This window comes from Oleiphilus messinensis (assembly GCF_002162375.1).
Lineage (GTDB): Bacteria > Pseudomonadota > Gammaproteobacteria > Pseudomonadales > Oleiphilaceae > Oleiphilus > Oleiphilus messinensis.
Genome location: NZ_CP021425.1, coordinates 4,871,780 through 4,888,479 on the forward strand (window position 1 = coordinate 4,871,780; position 16,700 = coordinate 4,888,479).

Here is a 16,700-nt window from a genome sequence, read left to right on the forward strand (position 1 = left end):
TCAGCGCTTTTCGACATCAATCCAGACAAACTTGTCTTTCTGAATAGTCTTTTCGTTATCCATGCGATACGCCACGAGTTTGCCATACTTAACGGCACTGTAGTCCAGACAAGCAACATTTGATGTAATTGGCGCCGGCACTCCAGACATCCAGTAGTGACCGACAAAAACAGGTACCTGGTGTTGATCATAGCGTAACAAGCGCTTGTGATCTGCCGCTGAAATTTCCCTTTCCGCTATCGCTGGCGGCAATGGATCAGGCTGGAAGACAACATCATCATAAGTTTTAGGATCCCGGGCCCAAAACTTCGTCCGGAAAAAGCTTCTAACGAAGCCATCGCGCCCTGTAATCGTCTCACCATCGGGTAAACGCATATCTGTCCCGCGCAGTAGCCGATCCATGACCTGTCCGGCAAAGCTGTCTTTGACCGTGGAGGCATGTAAAAAATCGGCATCAATTTGATTGGTCTTATAGCGCTCAAGGTATCGACTGATAAGATGCTCATCCCAACACGCATGTACGGCCCTGAAGGTTCCCATATCAAGAAACAGGGGAATCGTATAAAACCACTCCAGAAAATCATTCCACTCGTGAGGATACTGCTCAAACTGTTCCAGCGTTTCCGCAATCAGCCGGTTATGACGAGAATTGTGTTCACGCAAATACTGTTTATCACTACCTTGCCTGGCCAGCGTGCAATACCCTAACGCGTTGTACTCATGGTTACCCATCACAATCAGTGCCGAGCCGCGCTCAACCATCTCACGAACGATATGCAACGCTTCGCGAATCCTGGGTCCGCGGTCAACAATATCCCCGATGAAGATGACCATCCGGGTTCGATGTTCATAAACACCGTCAATTTTCTGGTATCCCAGTTTTTCCAGTAAAAGTCTCAGCGTGTTGGCACAACCATGCACATCACCGATCAGGTCATACCCTTTGGGTTTGGTAAACTTCACCGTACTTCCTCTTTACTTCCGGTCGCAGCCGCCACTACATGAATTTTGAGTGCAGCAGTAGCCGACTCATTCCAAATACATCTGAGCATTGGAATAACTCACAGCCAGGTGCTAATCAGACTATTTGTTTGGGCCAAATTAATAGAAAATGAAATTAATGCAACATCGTCAAACTGCTCGCCCAGCCCAGTTTTTCCCGACAGGTCGCGTAAAAGTCATGATTAGTTGGATGAATCAGCCGTAATTTATGAGGCTTTTTACGAATTGTGACCGTATCACCCGGCGCTGCCGCAATATGTTTTTGCCCATCACAACTCACTTGCGGGTAAATACCGTTTTCATCCCCGATTTGTATTTTGATTTCGGCTTTGCCATCAACAACAATGGGGCGACTGCTCAAAGTATGGGGAAACATGGGTACCAATACGACAGCATCCAGGCGAGGATGCATAATCGGGCCACCTGCAGACAGCGCGTAGGCGGTAGATCCCGTGGGCGTCGAAACAATTAACCCGTCCGACTTCTGCCCATACACAAATTGCCCTTCAACAAATAACTCGAACTCAATCATTCGAGTCGATTTCCCCGGGTGCAAAACCACATCATTCAGCGCACTGCCAAAGCCAACAGGCTCGCCATCCCGGCGGACAAAAGCATCCATCAAAAAGCGCTTTTCTTCCACATACCGACCTTCGAGCACTTCTTCGATTCCTCGCTCAAGCCCATCTGGACTGATATCTGTCAGGAACCCCAACTTTCCGCGGTTGACCCCCAAAATGGGGATATTGAACTTGGCCATTTCCCGGGCTGCACCCAGTAAACTGCCGTCACCGCCAACTACAATCACAAGATCTGCAATCTCGCCCATCATTTTAATGCTGGATACCTGCAAATTATGTCCGGGCAATACTGTGGCGGTGGTCTCTTCCAACACGACATGCATTCCGTTGGCAATTAAAAATTGCTTCAACCGTCGCAGGGTTTCAACGACTTTAACACTCCCCATACGACCAATTACACCAACTGTTCGAAACTGTTCCATGAGACAAACAAACCTTTTTCAATCAATACATGCCGACTTAATGGGAAAATTGCATTTCATACTTGCCATCTTCCCTTCGTATTTCCTACGCTGTACAGCAACTTTTCCGACAGTGTAACCGAAAAGCCCAGGTACGCGAAGTTTCGATAGAAAATCAGAGGCCGTGAACCGATTTAACACACCACCAACGAATAGGAGCCTGCTTTTTGACCGCTGATCACCATGAAGAGATGCAAGCCCGGATTGCCAATTTAAATACTCCGGAAGTCCGCCATCTAGCCTGGGCTCTGTTAAGTCCGTCTCTCATCAATGAAGCAGCCCTTTCAACCCGCCCCTGGCAAGACCCCAACCCAGACTGGACTTTGAACTGGCTGCAAGGACTGGATCGCGACCCCACTTCATTAGCGATACATTTACAGCAGTGTAAATCACATTTCCTGGGCAGTTACTTCGAAGCACTCTGGGCGTTTTTTTTCCATACCCACCCTGATATCCGACTACTGGCGCATAATCTGCAGATTCACGCCGCGGGAAAAACGCTGGGTGAGTTCGACTTTATTATCCAAGACTTGGGCAACAAACAAATCATTCACTTGGAGCTTGCGGTCAAATTCTACTTATTTGCTCGCCCAGCAGAAGCTAACAAATTAACAGCATCTATGCATAGTCATTTGTGGTTGGGTCCCAACTGCATTGATCGCCTTGATAAGAAACTTACCGTGCTTCAGGAGCGTCAACTACGACTATCCTCGACTAAACAAGGCAAAAAACAGCTTGAAGCCCTGAACCTGCTCCCCGATGAAACAAGCTGCATTTGCAAAGGTTACTTATTTTGGCCGGAACAGCCACCACACATCACCCCCGCCACCACTCCCCGCTCTGAACCCATGCAGCCAATGACGACAACCTGGAATGAAATATTCATTAATTCAAATCACCTCACCGGTACCTGGGTCTCTCTCAGCGAATTTTATAAACAGCAATTCGACCACGCCCCCGAAAACCCCGAATCGAGCTGCTGGGTGCTGCTAAAGAAACCGGATTGGCTCGGCCCGGCAAAAATAACACCCGATCAAGACCTGGAGCAGAACATTCCAGACCGGCAGACACTAAGGGCTTTACTCGAACATCATGTGCGAGGAGAACAACGTCCCTGCCTACTGGCAAAACTCAGCAACGATATATCAGGGACCCAACTCGAAAAGAAGCGAACCTTTGTTGTTCCAGACCACTGGCCCTGGTCAACTTAGCGGTCTGCTCCAGTTTCGAACCCCCTGCAATCCACCGGTATGCAGAATCAACAGCCGTGCACGATCAGGGATTTTTCCGCACTCTAGCAAGTGTTTCACAGCCAATATAACTTTACTGTTATAAACATTATCCAGAGGCACACAAGTCTGACATTCAAAACGCGCTTTCAGCTCTTGAAGCTCCGATGAAACTTTTGCAAATCCGCCACAGTGAAAATCATGTTCAATCCACCACTCAGGCAACAGATCATCCATCGATAGATCATCAATAAAATTTTCTTCCGTTCCAACCAGTCTCAGAACGGTCTCTTCCAATACACCCGCAACGCCCTTCAAAGCGGAAACCCCTATAATGATCGGCGCATCTTCACGTCCCAAATAATATCCCAAGATCCCTGCCAACGTTCCTCCAGAGCCAACCGGCAGAACGATATAATCGAAAGCAGCCTTACAAGACTCAATAACCCCGACCATATCGGCAATACCGGCCACAGCCAATTGATTTGATCCACCTTCGGGTAGCAATACAAACCCTGGAAATGAAGCCATCAAGCGATCCTGAAAAGCAGAATCGTGGCGCTCTCGGTAGGCTTTGCGCGTTAAAGGATGCAATTGCATCCCCCAAGTCGAACAATCGGTTAGTGTAGGATTAAATGGCTCTACCAGTTCTCCACGAATAAATCCCACGGTGGGTAATGCCAGCCTGTTACCGGCAGCAGCGAGCGCATGTAGATGGTTCGAAAAAGCACCCCCAAAGCTCGCGACACCTTTTGCATTTTGCTCCAAGGCTGCTTTCAAATTATATTTCAGCTTATACCACTTGTTACCCGAGATCCGATCATCCAAAAGATCGGTCCGCGCAATACCGACTTCGATATGAAAGGGGTTCGGAAAGGGCCAGGTCAAGGCGTGAACAGGGAATGTTTTATGCCAATCAATACGATTGAAACGATCATCCATTTAAAAACGCTTACGGTGGATTGCACACAAGTCGCTGTAATTCTCTTTGAATTCCGAAGGGGCATGCACCACACTCAGCGGTGAGCCGCAGGGAGAACCACCTTCCGACTGATACTGGCATACCGGATTTTCGTAGTGTCCCAGCCATTTCAGGTACGTCTCTTCGGAAACACTGCATTTCATAGCAACGTAGGCATTTGTATTTGAAACGTAACGTTTAATATCAACAAATGGAATCGTGACATGCCCTGCACCTGGATGATACGCCATAAAGACGACATCCAATTCATGTAATTTTTCGAATATACTACCTTCATTACGCAGATCTTCGTACTTTTGTTGCAGGTCTTCCAGCTCCTGCAAAATACTTTCTTCTTTTTCATCCCGATAGGCTAGATCTTCATTGCGCCGCTCCAGTTGCTCTTTAAGAATCAACAGCTCCGCACGGAGGTTGGAAGCTTCTTGCCGCTCTTGCTCGACATTCTCGGTTCCTTTGAGCTTGTTACGAAGGTCTTCAACCAACATGGACTGATCCGTCATGCGATCCTGAAGTGCCAGGTATTGTTCATTGCGCTCGTAGAGTCTTTTCTTAAGTTGAGCATTGAGCACTTTAAACTGCTCTAGAGATTGCTCCACCTCTTGCAACGCCTGCTTCGCTTGCTGCGCATTGAGCCGATATTCACGAGCCTGCTCTTCCAGCTCGTCATTCTTCAGATTCTCCAGGGTTTTGATTCGTAATCGCTGAGAGCGAATCAACCTGGCGAGCTTGGTACGATGTGCCGGAGAACTTCCTGCCATCTTGGTCAGCGTTTCGGATGCATCAAAACCGGTATCAGACTCTGATCCGGAGATGTCATCCAGCAAGGGAATATCGTCTTCGTCCAGATCCACTTTCACGTTGGTAAATTTAGATGGCGTCTGAACCGCCTCAGGCTCCGGCGCTTCGACTTTGGCATAGCCCAAACGATTTTCAACCACAGCCTTGCGTATCGCCTGAAAGTCATTGGCTCCGGGATTCATTGATGGATCCCAAAGTTCTTTTTGGTGCCAATTAATCGGGCATTGACTACGGCAAGCCAGGCGAATCGGTCCCCCGCCCAAATCAGGGCCGGACCCACCTTTTTTGGCTAGCTCTTCGATCGGAATATTCCACTCAGGATCTGCACGCCCATCTTCGTCAAAATACAAATGAAAAAATACCAACGCCCTCACATTGAGACTTTTATCAATCTGCAGATAAACAATCTCGGCTTCGGTATCCGCCATATCCGAGAGACCCACATAACCGTCCAGCAACGCTTCAAACTCAGATTTGAGCATCTGCCGAAACACCTGATGATCCTGGAGAAAAAATACAGCTTCGTGAAACGTCTCAGTTTTAGAGCGTGCCATAAAAATCCAATCTTTAGTTGTGTCCTTGAGGGCATTAAAAGGGTGACTTACGGAATATCAGTAAGTTTAGGCTAGTTCGAACCATCCTGCCGAGATTTGAAGCACTACAGGCAAGGACGGCTCAGGGGAATATTATCGAGTGAGCGCTTTAAGACTGGAGAAAGAACAGGCAGACAGTTGAAGACCGTCTGCCGAAGGGATGATAAGTGCGGCTGCGACTTTACAATTGGGCCGCTAATCGGGACCCCTGATTGATCGCGCGCTTCGCATCCAACTCTGCCGCCACATCAGCACCACCGATCAAGTGCACAGATTCACCCGCTGCCACCAGCGCATCCTGAAGCTCCCGAAGGGGTTCCTGGCCAGCACAGATAATAATGGAATCAACATCCAGCATTTTGGCTTCACCATTCACAAGAACATGAAGACCTTGGTCATCGACTTTCTGATACTCGACACCCGACACCATTTTAACATCCCGGTGCTTGAGTGAGGTGCGGTGAATCCAGCCCGTGGTTTTACCCAGATTTTTACCTACTTTGGAGGTCTTACGTTGTAACAGGAAGACATCCCGAGGCGCCTGGGGCAACACTTTTTCAACACCATTAATGCCACCTCGGTGGTCAATCTTCAGATCGACTCCCCACTCTTTCATGAACGCTTCAATATCAAGACTAGGCGACATTCCTTCATGGGTAATAAATTCGGCAACATCAAATCCAATGCCACCCGCTCCCACTACAGCGACTTTTTTGCCAACCGGCTTACGCCCCAGAATTGCATCCAGATAAGACATTACCTTGGGATGATCAATACCCTCGATTTCTGGCGTTCGCGGCACGATTCCAGTTGCTAGAATGATTTCATCAAAACCCTGCCCAGAGAGATCTTTAGCAGAAACGCGCGTATTCAGACGAAGATCAACGCCATGTTTCTTTAACATCACATCAAAGTAACGGAGAGTTTCGTAGAACTCTTCCTTACCGGGTATGCGTTTAGCCACATTGAACTGCCCCCCAATCTCGGCAGCAGAGTCAAACAACACCACATTATGACCTCGTTCTGCCGCAACAGATGCAGCAGCCAGCCCTGCAGGCCCGGCACCTATAACCGCAACTTTCTTCGGCTGGGCAGTTTTAACGTAAGTCAACTCAGTTTCATGGCAAGCGCGAGGGTTGACCAGACAAGAGGTCAATTTCATTGCAAATGTGTGGTCGAGGCAAGCCTGGTTACAACCGATACAGGTATTAATCTCTTCGGGTGTATTTGCCGCGGCCTTATTTACAAATTCAGCGTCAGCAAGGAACGGGCGTGCCATTGAGATGATATCCGCATCACCTTCAGCCAATACTTTTTCGGCAACATCGGGCATGTTTATGCGATTAGTGGTCACCAACGGGATCGTAACCTCGCCTTTCAATTTCGCAGTCACCTTTGTGAAAGCACCACGAGGCACCATAGTCGCAATAGTCGGTATACGGGCCTCATGCCAGCCAATACCCGTATTGATGATTGTTGCCCCCGCTTTTTCGATCGCTTTGGCCAGATGCACTACCTCATCCCAGGTACTGCCATCTTCTATCAGATCCAACATCGACAAGCGGTAGATGATGATAAAGTTCGCACCAACGCGCTCACGAATACGACGTACAATTTCGATTGGCAAACGAATTCGGTTCTCATACTCACCACCCCAACGATCCTCGCGTTTGTTTGTGTGGGATACAATGAATTGGTTGATAAAGTAGCCTTCGGAACCCATCACCTCGACACCATCATAACCTGCATCCTGCGCGAGGGATGCACAATTTACAAAAGCTGCAATTTGCTGCTCTATTTCTTCCTCGGACAATTCGTGGGGGACGAACGGATTGATCGGTGCCTGGACTGCAGAAGGCGCTACCAGTTTAGGATGATAGGCATAGCGACCGGTATGCAATATTTGCATACATATTTTGCCACCTGCCTCATGCACAGCCCGAGTCACAACTTTGTGCTCATCAGCCTCGTGCTGAGAATCCATTTTGGCTGCTCCTGGAGCAACAACACCCTCAGGATTGGGCGCAATACCGCCGGTTACAATCAGGCCCACACCACCTAATGCTCGCTCCGCATAGAAGGCCGCCATACGCTCAAACCCATTTTTGGTTTCCTCCAGACCGGTATGCATCGATCCCATTAATACCCGGTTTTTCAATTGCGTAAATCCGAGGTCCAAAGGTGAGAGTAAATTTTTATAGGGGTGCACAGCATTGGCATCTGCAGACATATTGGCTCCTGAAGGTAAATCAGCTCAAAGAATTAGATTACACCCTCAATAATGGGGTGTTGATTATTATGCAATCAGTCTAGTCGAATATGTGTATAAGTTAACTGTGGACAACAAAATCAACAATACCCTAATATAACAAATAGTATACTTTAGAATACATTTACCATGACCCTTACCAGAACAACACCCCGAAAACGCTATCGCTTGGGCGACATTGCCCTCAATCACGTCTATGTTCTCCTGAGAATACTGGAAAATCTTGGCCTTGATTTCAGGCCGACTCTCGAATCGTACCAAATTGAGATGCACCATTTTGGCGTACACAATGCGCGAATCAGCATCCCGAAATACATGCGCATAGGACGAGCCGCAATTGAACTTTCGGATAATGAGTTGATTGGACTGCTTTCTGGCGCTCACACCCAAACCACAGACTTGGGGATGCCAGGCCTGGCGGCGAATAGCGCAAATTCACTCGCCGAGGCACTGGAAACGCTGGTGAAACTGGAACCACTTGGAAGCAAAAATTGTAGAGGCCAATCAAGCTATGTACGCGGCAGGACGCTAAAAGAGACCAACCGGGTACGATTTTATTCCATTAGCCCGTACAACAAATTTAATTACTTTGTAGTCGACTCCGTGTTGAGTACCTGGTTTTGTTTCGCCAAACGTCTGTCTCCGAACTTTCAGCTTGCCGAAGTGAATATTGAGTACGCTGACCGTGGCTTTAAAACCGACTTTGAAAACTTTTTCCAGTGCCCTGTCAATTTCAGTGCGGAACAAAATGAACTTGTTATTCGCGCCAAACACTACCATCTGAAAAACCCCTTTCACCAACCCGCCACATTCCAACACACTCTCGAGCTCTGCGAGAAGGAGCTAAAACAACTGCAAAGCAATTCCAGTATCACCGAATGCGTTACGGAGAAAATAGGCCCGCGCTTGAACCACTCCCCACCCTCTATCGAAGAAATAGGCCAACAACTTGGTTTATCACCCTGGACATTGCGTCGGCGCCTTGTAAATGAAGGGACATCGTTTTCAGAAATTCTGGATAATACACGAATGGAGCTAGCCCAAAGCTATACACGGGACACATTCCTGTCATTCTCGGAGATTTCGTATTTACTTGGGTTTTCCAGCCCTGCGGCGTTTCAAAGAGCATTTAAACGCTGGTTCGAACAAAGCCCGGGGGAATACCGGAAGGCACACTCCAACCACATCGCTCACTAAAATCTAGCGACCTGGTTCAGAGGACATGATAGGAAGTTGAAAAACAATAAGAAAAACAATCAGCAGTATGTAGTGGCTTGAAACTGAGGCTCACAACTCCTCAGCATCATCAAACGCCTCATCATCGTCATAATCATCAGTAACGGTTTCGAGGATTTCTTCTTCGTAGTCTTGCATTATGGTTACTCCTTGTGCAAACACATTATTAAATTCTCTCCTTGCCAGCAGAGAGCTTTGCCACTGACCAATTAGCTCTGGCTCCATCAGACCAAGCCTGTATATTTCAAGCGTACATCCACAGCAAATATCAGAGCTGTTCAGAAAGCCACCCATGTTTTTTGTACAGTTTTTATGGGGGATTAATGATCTTCTGGATTGAAGATGCAGGAAAACCGGCAAATCCATGCACTAATGTCAGAATAAAATTATCGTAGGGGAAATATATGACAGAATTATGAATAATTTGCAAACAAAATATTACAATTCACCTTAAAAAGGAATCAAAATAATATTTTTGCATTTTAATTATAAATGAATCGAAAGATTTCGATGGAGGTCTGAGAGAATTGGCGGACCGGACGGGACTCGAACCCGCGACCCCCGGCGTGACAGGCCGGTATTCTAACCAACTGAACTACCGGTCCGCATTCAATGTTTCGTAAAGTCTAACTCGATGGTACCGAAACACATACCATAAGTGGTGGGTGGTGCAGGGATCGAACCTGCGACCCTCGCCTTGTAAGGGCGATGCTCTCCCAGCTGAGCTAACCACCCATTTGTCATTGCTACAGTAATTGGCGGACCGGACGGGACTCGAACCCGCGACCCCCGGCGTGACAGGCCGGTATTCTAACCAACTGAACTACCGGTCCGCATACTGAGCTTTACAATTGAGCCAGCTTTTCAAGCTAAGACTACTGAACAATCATTCTCCATTCCACCAATCGAAATTGGTGGGTGGTGCAGGGATCGAACCTGCGACCCTCGCCTTGTAAGGGCGATGCTCTCCCAGCTGAGCTAACCACCCATCTTCAGGAGAAATCCTGTTCCAGCTGTTAATACTTTAACATTTGTTAAGCCTTAACAGCACTTCAATTCGATGAATAAATTGGCGGACCGGACGGGACTCGAACCCGCGACCCCCGGCGTGACAGGCCGGTATTCTAACCAACTGAACTACCGGTCCGCGACACAATACAACTCCAACTGAGTTTGTATACTTTATTCAATTTGGTGGGTGGTGCAGGGATCGAACCTGCGACCCTCGCCTTGTAAGGGCGATGCTCTCCCAGCTGAGCTAACCACCCAACCCCGAATTGAGATGCGCATTTTATAGATTTTACGGCTCATGTCAAACAGTTTGTTTCACTTTTTTTGAAAAAAAATAGAAACCAAATTACTTAAGAGCATAAGCTAAAATGCGACCCACAATTATTCACAGTTGCTCACAAATCACTCACACAATGAAAACAACTGAAGGAAAGTAGATGATACAACTTTCCAATTACTGATCTATCATGAGAAGAACACTTTGGAATACACAGAAATGGACATTTGACGTAATCGTATGCCTGCCAAACAGCACACTCCATCGGATAACAGCGGACAACAGGTTGAATTGGTCATCAACTCGCTAGATGAGGAAATACAGCATTTCGAGCGCCGTATCACCCTCCTCTCCGCAACTAAACAAAAACAGCTTAGTTACCAGCAATTAATCGAGACCTATCAAGAAATGATTCGCGTCAGAAAAATTATAAAAAAGGACTTGGAGAAAATTCAACGCCACAACAACCACAGCGCATAATTTATTTTTTGCCCAGCAGCTCCACCATATACCCGTCCGGGTCTTTCACAAAGGCCAGAATCGTTGTTCCATGCTTCATTGGTCCGGCTTCACGTACGACGTTACCACCCAGCGCCGTAATCTTGTCACATGCCGCATACACATCTTCAACTTCGATGGCAATGTGCCCATAGGCTGATCCTAAATCATACGCGTTGGTATCCCAGTTATGGGTAAATTCGATAACTGTGTTTTCTGCCTCGGAGCCGTACCCCATAAAGGCCAGTGTAAATCGACCCTCTGGGTAATCTTTCCGTCGTAACAGGCTCATACCGAAAACATTTTGGTAAAAATCGATTGATTTTTCCAGATCTGTCACTCTGAGCATAGTATGTAACAGGCGCATTTATACTCCCTCCAACCGCAGAGACGCGAAGCCCACCCCAAGTGAAGCTTCGCGCTCAACGAAGGTTCATCAAAAAACTAAAAGGGCCACCAACTACTGCTGTTCTTGGCTTCTTCTATTTCAAGCTGGTGATAGTATTCTTCTTTCTCTTTTTCAAGTGCTTCCAACGCCATATCGGATTCCAGACGTTTTGTCGGCCCTCCACCAAACGGCCAATACCAAGCGGCAGCGCGCCAGTGCCCAGCGTCTTTGAGGTCTGCCAGTTCAACCTTGCGAGCCTCTTCCAGCTGCTTGCGCCGGAGAATAAAGTCATACTCCCTGTTTTCTTTCACGATAGAAGTCGCAGCATGATTAGGTGCAATTAAATCCGGTTTGAGGAACCGGGTATCCACAATATCCTGCATCGCGACCTGGCGTGTAACCAGTTGCAAGTCACCATTGACCAGAGGGGACTCCGGATCTAAATCCGGGTGCGGTGTTTCCGGGGGACTCACCTCGGAATAACGCAGGTAGTAAATTTTTCCAGCCTCGACCTCTAACTTAACATCTACGATATGATCCAGGTCGAATTCTAATACGCCTTCGAGAGAAATCCCCTCCAACCCTAACAATGGCCGACGCATAATGATATGTCGCTCTCCGGGATATACCTCAAGCCATGTAAAACTGTTCGCCCGAATATTAAAGTAGTGCGCTTGATCGACGTACACACTGGGCGACTCAATCTCATCGGCAGCCCACTGGGTATTGGGCCGATAAAAATAAATCAGCGCGTGCTTGCCCGGACTCCACTCATTATTCGAGATATGAACAAACTCAGTCCCTGTCACCGGATGCAAAAATGCTCCGACACTTTTACCAATTGACTGGTGCACTGGACACCCGGTCAATGAAAGCACCAATGGAATAAGTATGAAGCCTATCCATTTCTTATTCATTCTAACTGTTCTTACGAACGGCCCCATAAAGTATTGCCTCCAGCTTTATATTATCTTTCAACCCGGTATGTTAAAAAAATAAACCAAAAAAATCTGAGATATAGTGCAACTTTGATCATTATCTCACGCTTGGAGCCATACGACACAACCAACGACCAAGTAAAGCGACGGAGCCACTGGGAAACCTGAGGAAGTCATCTATACTCATTCCAAGGTCGAAAATGTTTGGAAAACCACCATGTCTGAAAACCATGCCGAACAAACTGTCGCCGCAGCACGCATTGCTTCGGAGCTGCATCAAGCGCAGCAAATCGCCCGGCAACTCGCCATCTCATCTAAAAACGCCCGCGCAATCGTGCTGCGTGCTGGCAGCAAAGCTGCCGGACTCGCAGTAATTGCAAATTTTTATGATGAACTCGCCAATAAGACGATTTCACTCGCCAAGTCCATCAATTTAACAGCATTAAGTATCTCCACACATTCCGTAACGGAATGGCGAAACAGCACAATACTGGAAAAACTCGATTTGGCTTTGCTGCTTGCCCAGGATGCACTCCATAAAGGTGACATTGCAAAGTATATCGCAGAATTAAAACTTCGTAAGAAAGAGCTGGACGCGGGATTCAACAAATTGATGAATGAGCTCTACGGCAAGCTGGATGAAATTCAACAACACATGAGAGCAATTGATGTCATCGCGGTTACCTCCAAACTGGAAGCGGTACAAACCGGTGAATTTAAGGGACATTTAGTCGAAATGGCAGACGGCATACAAGCCATGGCAAATAAAATAAAAGAACATGTTACACACTCAATATCACTACTTGATCATGCTCGATAAACGATCAGGTTTTATTTCATACCGGAATTGAATCAAGCTATCATGCAAACCACAACACTATACAACGAAGGACACCGCTGGCTTATGTTTGGACGGGATCCATCCAAGCCAGACAGAATTATCGATACGAATCAGTACATGATCATTTCAGACAACCAGTCCATTTTACTGGATCCAGGTGGAATCGAACTCTTCGCCCCCATGCTGGCTGCAGTGCTGAAGCATGTATCCATTGATCAGATTACACACCTGTTTGCTTCGCACCAGGATCCGGATATTATCTCGTCACTTGGACTGTGGGATCAGGTATTACCGAATGCGAAGCTCTACTGCCCGTGGTTGTGGGAAGGTTTTGTTCGTCATTTCGGCATGAACAACATTGAATTCCACCCGATTAGAGACAATGGTGAATCCCTCACCTTGGGCAACATCGATCTTCAATTTATTCCCGCACATTACTTACATTCTTCGGGAAACTTTCATGTTTACGACCCCTCGGCCAAAATACTTTTTTCAGGGGATGTGGGTGCCTGCCTGGAACCACCCGGAGCGCCTTTCCTGGTCGAAGATTTCGATGATCAGATCGACAAAATGCAATTATTCCATCAGCGATGGATGCCCTCAAACAAAGCCAAACAAGAGTGGATCAAGCGAGTCCGAAAACTCGACATCGACATCATGGCCCCTCAGCATGGCCGACTCTTCAAAGGAGAGAACGTGCAACGTTTTCTCGACTGGTTTGAAAATCTGGATGTCGGCATAGCGGTGAACAGCTAACAACAAGACCGCCCTCCAGCCATGCTGTTGGGTGGTCAATAACTCCAATTACCAGACTTTCGCGAACCGTCTATCACGCACGCTCTGGGCTATTCCCATGAGTGGCACATCCCTTCGCCATCGATTTAGCGCAACGTCACCCACTTTCGCCCACATTCCGTCTATTTCAGGGGTCATTTTCTTGAGACTGAATTGCAGCCCGGCCAAGATGAGAACGCCCTCATTAGCGTCAGGTCCAGCCGATGATTGAACAGAGGTCTCCGATTGCGCAAACATGTCAACCCGCAAATAAGCAGATTCAAGACCACGAAAGGCATGAAACAGATAGGCGCACAAATACTTTTCATCAACAGCAACCGAAGCCGCGGACAAATACCCCAACACGGAAGCAAACACATGCACATCCTCAAGCCAGCGAAAGGGCTTCAGAATCCGATTAACAGCATCATTATGGACTTGCGAACTGCGAGTCAGCTCTACATTATCCAGTCTCAATTCACTGTGCAGTAATTCCGGCGCAAATGGCAGCGGATTCATTGCGGTAAACAACATACCGGACTGCAGCTCGGGCCGAAGCGTTACAGCAACAATATCGGAACGCCCCTCACGCTCAACTTGATCTGGAGCGATATCCGTACCATTTATCATTTTTGCAAGCAAAATAATCTGTTGAGCCTGATCGCCTCCAGTCACAAAAGACTTATGACCACTGACTCGACCATCAACCAGTTCCGTCTTTAACTGCTCCGGTTTTTTGAGACCCGGTTCGGAGTAACTCAGCGCCCGCAAAGTCCTTAGAGAATTGACAAAATCCTCGGACACAAGATGCTGACTCGAACACTTCGACGCATTTGCACCACCCAAGCCTTGCAACAATGCACTCAATGCAACTTGATACCCCCCGAAGAACGCCCAGCCAAGACAGGGAGCCTGAGCCCCCAGCCGGAACGATATTTCAGGCGCGCTTAGCCCCGAAGAGATATTTTCCAGCGCGCCCCGGTACCATTCCGACATCTGTTTGGGAACACATTCGTTAACGAACCGGTCCGTCGAACGAAATTCCTGAATGAACTTCAGCACCGTTTATTGTCCACCCAACTTCGAAGATTGCATCGCATTCACGGAGAGCTGTATCTCATTCAAACGTCGCTCCATCTGAACCACCCGCTGATTGATTTGCCGACGGGAAGCATCAATTGCCTCAATCGCATCTTCAGTGGATTTTACCCGTGTCTCAACATTATTCTGGAACGCCATACTGGCTAATTTACGCTCAACAGCATCCACACGACTCACAATTTCCTGTGATGCAGACGCTCCACTCTTAACTTTCGCCAAATCGGAACGGAGCAGCTTCAAATCGGCCTCTTGCTCGGAAACAGACTTCCCTACAGCCTGGACATTTTGAGAGAGCTGAAGCAGTTGCCGCCCTTCTTTTTTCAGATCCCCTTCAAGCTCGGAGAGTTTAGCGGGCAACTTGGTCAGAGGTGCAAACTTGCCATCCACACGCTTCGAGAATTGATCCTGGCTAACCGTAAGCGCCTTCAGTTGTGATTCAAGATCTGCTGTTTTTTGCTGCATGGCCTGAACAGCATCCTGATTCGCTGCAATCGCTTTCTTGTTACGATCATTAGAGACGCCCCACAGTTTTCGAACCTCAGAATTAAGTTCAGCCAGACTACGCTGAGTTACAGAGCCTTTCTCCTCCATCTCCGACCCCGTTTCATGAACCTGGCCTTCAATGCGCGCCATCAGGAGTTTGCTTTGTTTTATGACATCAGACGTATAAGCCAGATTGTCTTCCAGTGTCTGAACTCTTGTCCGGAGCTCCCAAATGTAGAAGCCCGATACAGCCGAAATTACGACAATCAACAACAGGGGTAGAACCAATCCGGGCCGCTGCTGACCAGATGCCTTCGCTTTCGGTGTAGGCGTTCGATCTTTTGCAACAGGCGCTTTGGCGGGTTTCGCTTTTGCCTTCAACCCTCTTTGCTGCTGAAAACGATCAACATCATCTCGGTCAGGTCTCAAATCATCCATCGTTCTGCACAACCTTATCAATCATCATTTCGTATCCCTCAGAATGTGCTCATAAAAATGCACTCATAAAACAGGGGCGACTGCGGCAAATACTAACGAATTCCACAGACTTTAAACAGCTTAATGAATCAAGATATATACAAAATTTGCATGGGAACGCATGAATCACTAAAATGTGCGCCTCATTTTTTTGATATTTAAGGCAAGGTGCTGGATATGGAGCCTCTAGTCGGTTTAATTATGGGGTCAAAGTCTGATTGGCCAACAATGCAACATACGGCAGAAATGCTTGAAAAGCTGGGCGTGCCTTATGAAAAGCAAGTCGTTTCAGCACACAGAACACCGGATTTGCTTTTTGACTACGCAAGCAGTGCCCAAAGTCGTGGCCTGAAGGTTATCGTCGCCGGTGCAGGTGGCGCAGCCCACTTGCCAGGTATGGTGGCCTCAAAAACCGTCCTGCCAGTACTCGGTGTTCCGGTACAATCCAAGACACTCAATGGCCTTGATTCACTCCTGTCTATTGCCCAGATGCCCGGCGGCATTGCTGTTGGCACACTGGCAATTGGTAAAGCTGGTGCAACCAATGCTGGCTTGCTGGCAGCGCAAATATGCGGACTGTTTAATCCAGACATTCAAAAAAATGTTGAACAATTCAGAGCACAACAGACTCAAACGGTTCTGGATAATCCAGACCCGGCGCAGGCCTAGAATACGCCCGGAATTGCGCCACGCTAACGCGAAAACGACGTTGAGAGTATACTCTAGAAAAGCGCGATGTTCGTCCGGACATTGCGCTGACG

The 16,700-nt window shown here is 47.7% G+C and carries 16 protein-coding genes and 6 tRNA genes; 6 read left to right on the forward strand and 16 right to left on the reverse strand.

The window, feature by feature from the left end; genetic code table 11:
• A complete protein-coding gene (locus OLMES_RS21045; RefSeq protein ID WP_087463078.1) occupies nt 1-963 on the reverse strand; it encodes a metallophosphoesterase in 963 nt (320 codons plus the stop codon).
• Nucleotides 964-1,117: 154 nt separating this feature from the next.
• Entirely contained in the window at nt 1,118-2,005 is an 888-nt protein-coding gene (locus OLMES_RS21050; protein WP_087463079.1) for an NAD(+) kinase, read from the reverse strand.
• A 206-nt stretch (nt 2,006-2,211) separates the two neighbouring features.
• On the opposite strand from OLMES_RS21050, the gene OLMES_RS21055 reads away from it, so the two are divergent.
• Nucleotides 2,212-3,255 carry a DUF1853 family protein gene (locus OLMES_RS21055; RefSeq protein WP_087463080.1) on the forward strand — a complete coding sequence of 348 codons (1,044 nt, stop codon included), beginning with the start codon at nt 2,212-2,214 and terminating at the stop codon, nt 3,253-3,255.
• Here the strand turns inward: OLMES_RS21055 and OLMES_RS21060 are convergent.
• The 3 genes from OLMES_RS21060 to OLMES_RS21070 form a co-directional block, all read right to left on the reverse strand.
• Nucleotides 3,247-4,215 carry a 1-aminocyclopropane-1-carboxylate deaminase/D-cysteine desulfhydrase gene (locus tag OLMES_RS21060; RefSeq protein ID WP_087463081.1) on the reverse strand — a complete coding sequence of 323 codons (969 nt, stop codon included), beginning with the start codon at nt 4,213-4,215 and terminating at the stop codon, nt 3,247-3,249. The two genes, OLMES_RS21055 and OLMES_RS21060, sit on opposite strands and share 9 nt — an antisense overlap.
• Nucleotides 4,216-5,607 (reverse strand): hypothetical protein, encoded by a 1,392-nt coding sequence (locus tag OLMES_RS21065; RefSeq protein ID WP_087463082.1) that lies wholly within the window; start codon nt 5,605-5,607, stop codon nt 4,216-4,218.
• 220 nt (nt 5,608-5,827) lie between these two features.
• Nucleotides 5,828-7,876, reverse strand: coding sequence for an NADPH-dependent 2,4-dienoyl-CoA reductase (locus OLMES_RS21070; RefSeq protein ID WP_087463083.1), 2,049 nt, complete (start codon nt 7,874-7,876; stop codon nt 5,828-5,830).
• 168 nt (nt 7,877-8,044) lie between these two features.
• Here OLMES_RS21070 and OLMES_RS21075 point away from each other — a divergent pair, with 168 nt between their 5' ends.
• Nucleotides 8,045-9,112 (forward strand): AraC family transcriptional regulator, encoded by a 1,068-nt coding sequence (locus OLMES_RS21075; RefSeq protein ID WP_087463084.1) that lies wholly within the window; start codon nt 8,045-8,047, stop codon nt 9,110-9,112.
• A gap of 90 nt (nt 9,113-9,202) precedes the next feature.
• Here OLMES_RS21075 and OLMES_RS21080 read toward each other — a convergent pair whose 3' ends face one another.
• The 7 genes from OLMES_RS21080 to OLMES_RS21110 form a co-directional block, all read right to left on the reverse strand.
• Nucleotides 9,203-9,517, reverse strand: a complete 315-nt coding sequence (locus tag OLMES_RS21080; RefSeq protein WP_157678434.1) for a hypothetical protein — start codon at nt 9,515-9,517, stop codon at nt 9,203-9,205.
• Nucleotides 9,518-9,679: 162 nt separating this feature from the next.
• Nucleotides 9,680-9,756, reverse strand: a tRNA-Asp gene (locus tag OLMES_RS21085).
• Between the two features lie 54 nt (nt 9,757-9,810).
• Nucleotides 9,811-9,886 (reverse strand) — tRNA-Val (locus tag OLMES_RS21090).
• A 21-nt stretch (nt 9,887-9,907) separates the two neighbouring features.
• Nucleotides 9,908-9,984 (reverse strand) — tRNA-Asp (locus OLMES_RS21095).
• A gap of 79 nt (nt 9,985-10,063) precedes the next feature.
• Nucleotides 10,064-10,139 (reverse strand) — tRNA-Val (locus OLMES_RS21100).
• A gap of 82 nt (nt 10,140-10,221) precedes the next feature.
• Nucleotides 10,222-10,298 (reverse strand) — tRNA-Asp (locus OLMES_RS21105).
• Between the two features lie 45 nt (nt 10,299-10,343).
• Nucleotides 10,344-10,419 (reverse strand) — tRNA-Val (locus OLMES_RS21110).
• A 260-nt stretch (nt 10,420-10,679) separates the two neighbouring features.
• Here OLMES_RS21110 and OLMES_RS21115 point away from each other — a divergent pair.
• Nucleotides 10,680-10,919, forward strand: coding sequence for a hypothetical protein (locus OLMES_RS21115; RefSeq protein ID WP_087463086.1), 240 nt, complete (start codon nt 10,680-10,682; stop codon nt 10,917-10,919).
• A gap of 1 nt (nt 10,920) precedes the next feature.
• On the opposite strand, the gene gloA is transcribed toward OLMES_RS21115, so the two are convergent.
• Together gloA and OLMES_RS21125 are read right to left on the reverse strand one after the other, a co-directional pair.
• The gene (gloA, locus tag OLMES_RS21120; protein WP_087463087.1) at nt 10,921-11,304 is read right to left on the reverse strand and encodes a lactoylglutathione lyase; all 384 of its coding nucleotides are present in this window, start codon (nt 11,302-11,304) and stop codon (nt 10,921-10,923) included.
• A gap of 77 nt (nt 11,305-11,381) precedes the next feature.
• Nucleotides 11,382-12,242: a DUF2846 domain-containing protein gene (locus tag OLMES_RS21125; protein ID WP_087463088.1), complete on the reverse strand. Its 861-nt coding sequence runs from the start codon at nt 12,240-12,242 to the stop codon at nt 11,382-11,384.
• A gap of 238 nt (nt 12,243-12,480) precedes the next feature.
• Between OLMES_RS21125 and OLMES_RS21130 the strand changes: the two genes are divergently transcribed.
• Together OLMES_RS21130 and OLMES_RS21135 are read left to right on the forward strand one after the other, a co-directional pair.
• A complete protein-coding gene (locus OLMES_RS21130; RefSeq protein WP_087463089.1) occupies nt 12,481-13,083 on the forward strand; it encodes a hypothetical protein in 603 nt (200 codons plus the stop codon).
• A 42-nt stretch (nt 13,084-13,125) separates the two neighbouring features.
• Complete coding sequence (locus OLMES_RS21135) at nt 13,126-13,860, forward strand: oxygen-binding di-iron domain-containing protein (protein ID WP_087463090.1); 735 nt, start codon at nt 13,126-13,128, stop codon at nt 13,858-13,860.
• 48 nt (nt 13,861-13,908) lie between these two features.
• Here the strand turns inward: OLMES_RS21135 and OLMES_RS21140 are convergent, their stop codons facing one another.
• Both OLMES_RS21140 and OLMES_RS21145 read right to left on the reverse strand, forming a co-directional pair.
• The gene (locus OLMES_RS21140; protein ID WP_087463091.1) at nt 13,909-14,940 is read right to left on the reverse strand and encodes an acyl-CoA dehydrogenase middle domain-containing protein; all 1,032 of its coding nucleotides are present in this window, start codon (nt 14,938-14,940) and stop codon (nt 13,909-13,911) included.
• Nucleotides 14,941-14,943: 3 nt separating this feature from the next.
• Nucleotides 14,944-15,900, reverse strand: coding sequence for a hypothetical protein (locus OLMES_RS21145; RefSeq protein ID WP_087463092.1), 957 nt, complete (start codon nt 15,898-15,900; stop codon nt 14,944-14,946).
• A gap of 216 nt (nt 15,901-16,116) precedes the next feature.
• On the opposite strand from OLMES_RS21145, the gene purE reads away from it, so the two are divergent.
• The gene (gene purE / locus OLMES_RS21150; RefSeq protein ID WP_087463093.1) at nt 16,117-16,608 is read left to right on the forward strand and encodes a 5-(carboxyamino)imidazole ribonucleotide mutase; all 492 of its coding nucleotides are present in this window, start codon (nt 16,117-16,119) and stop codon (nt 16,606-16,608) included.
• Nucleotides 16,609-16,700: the final 92 nt, after the last annotated feature.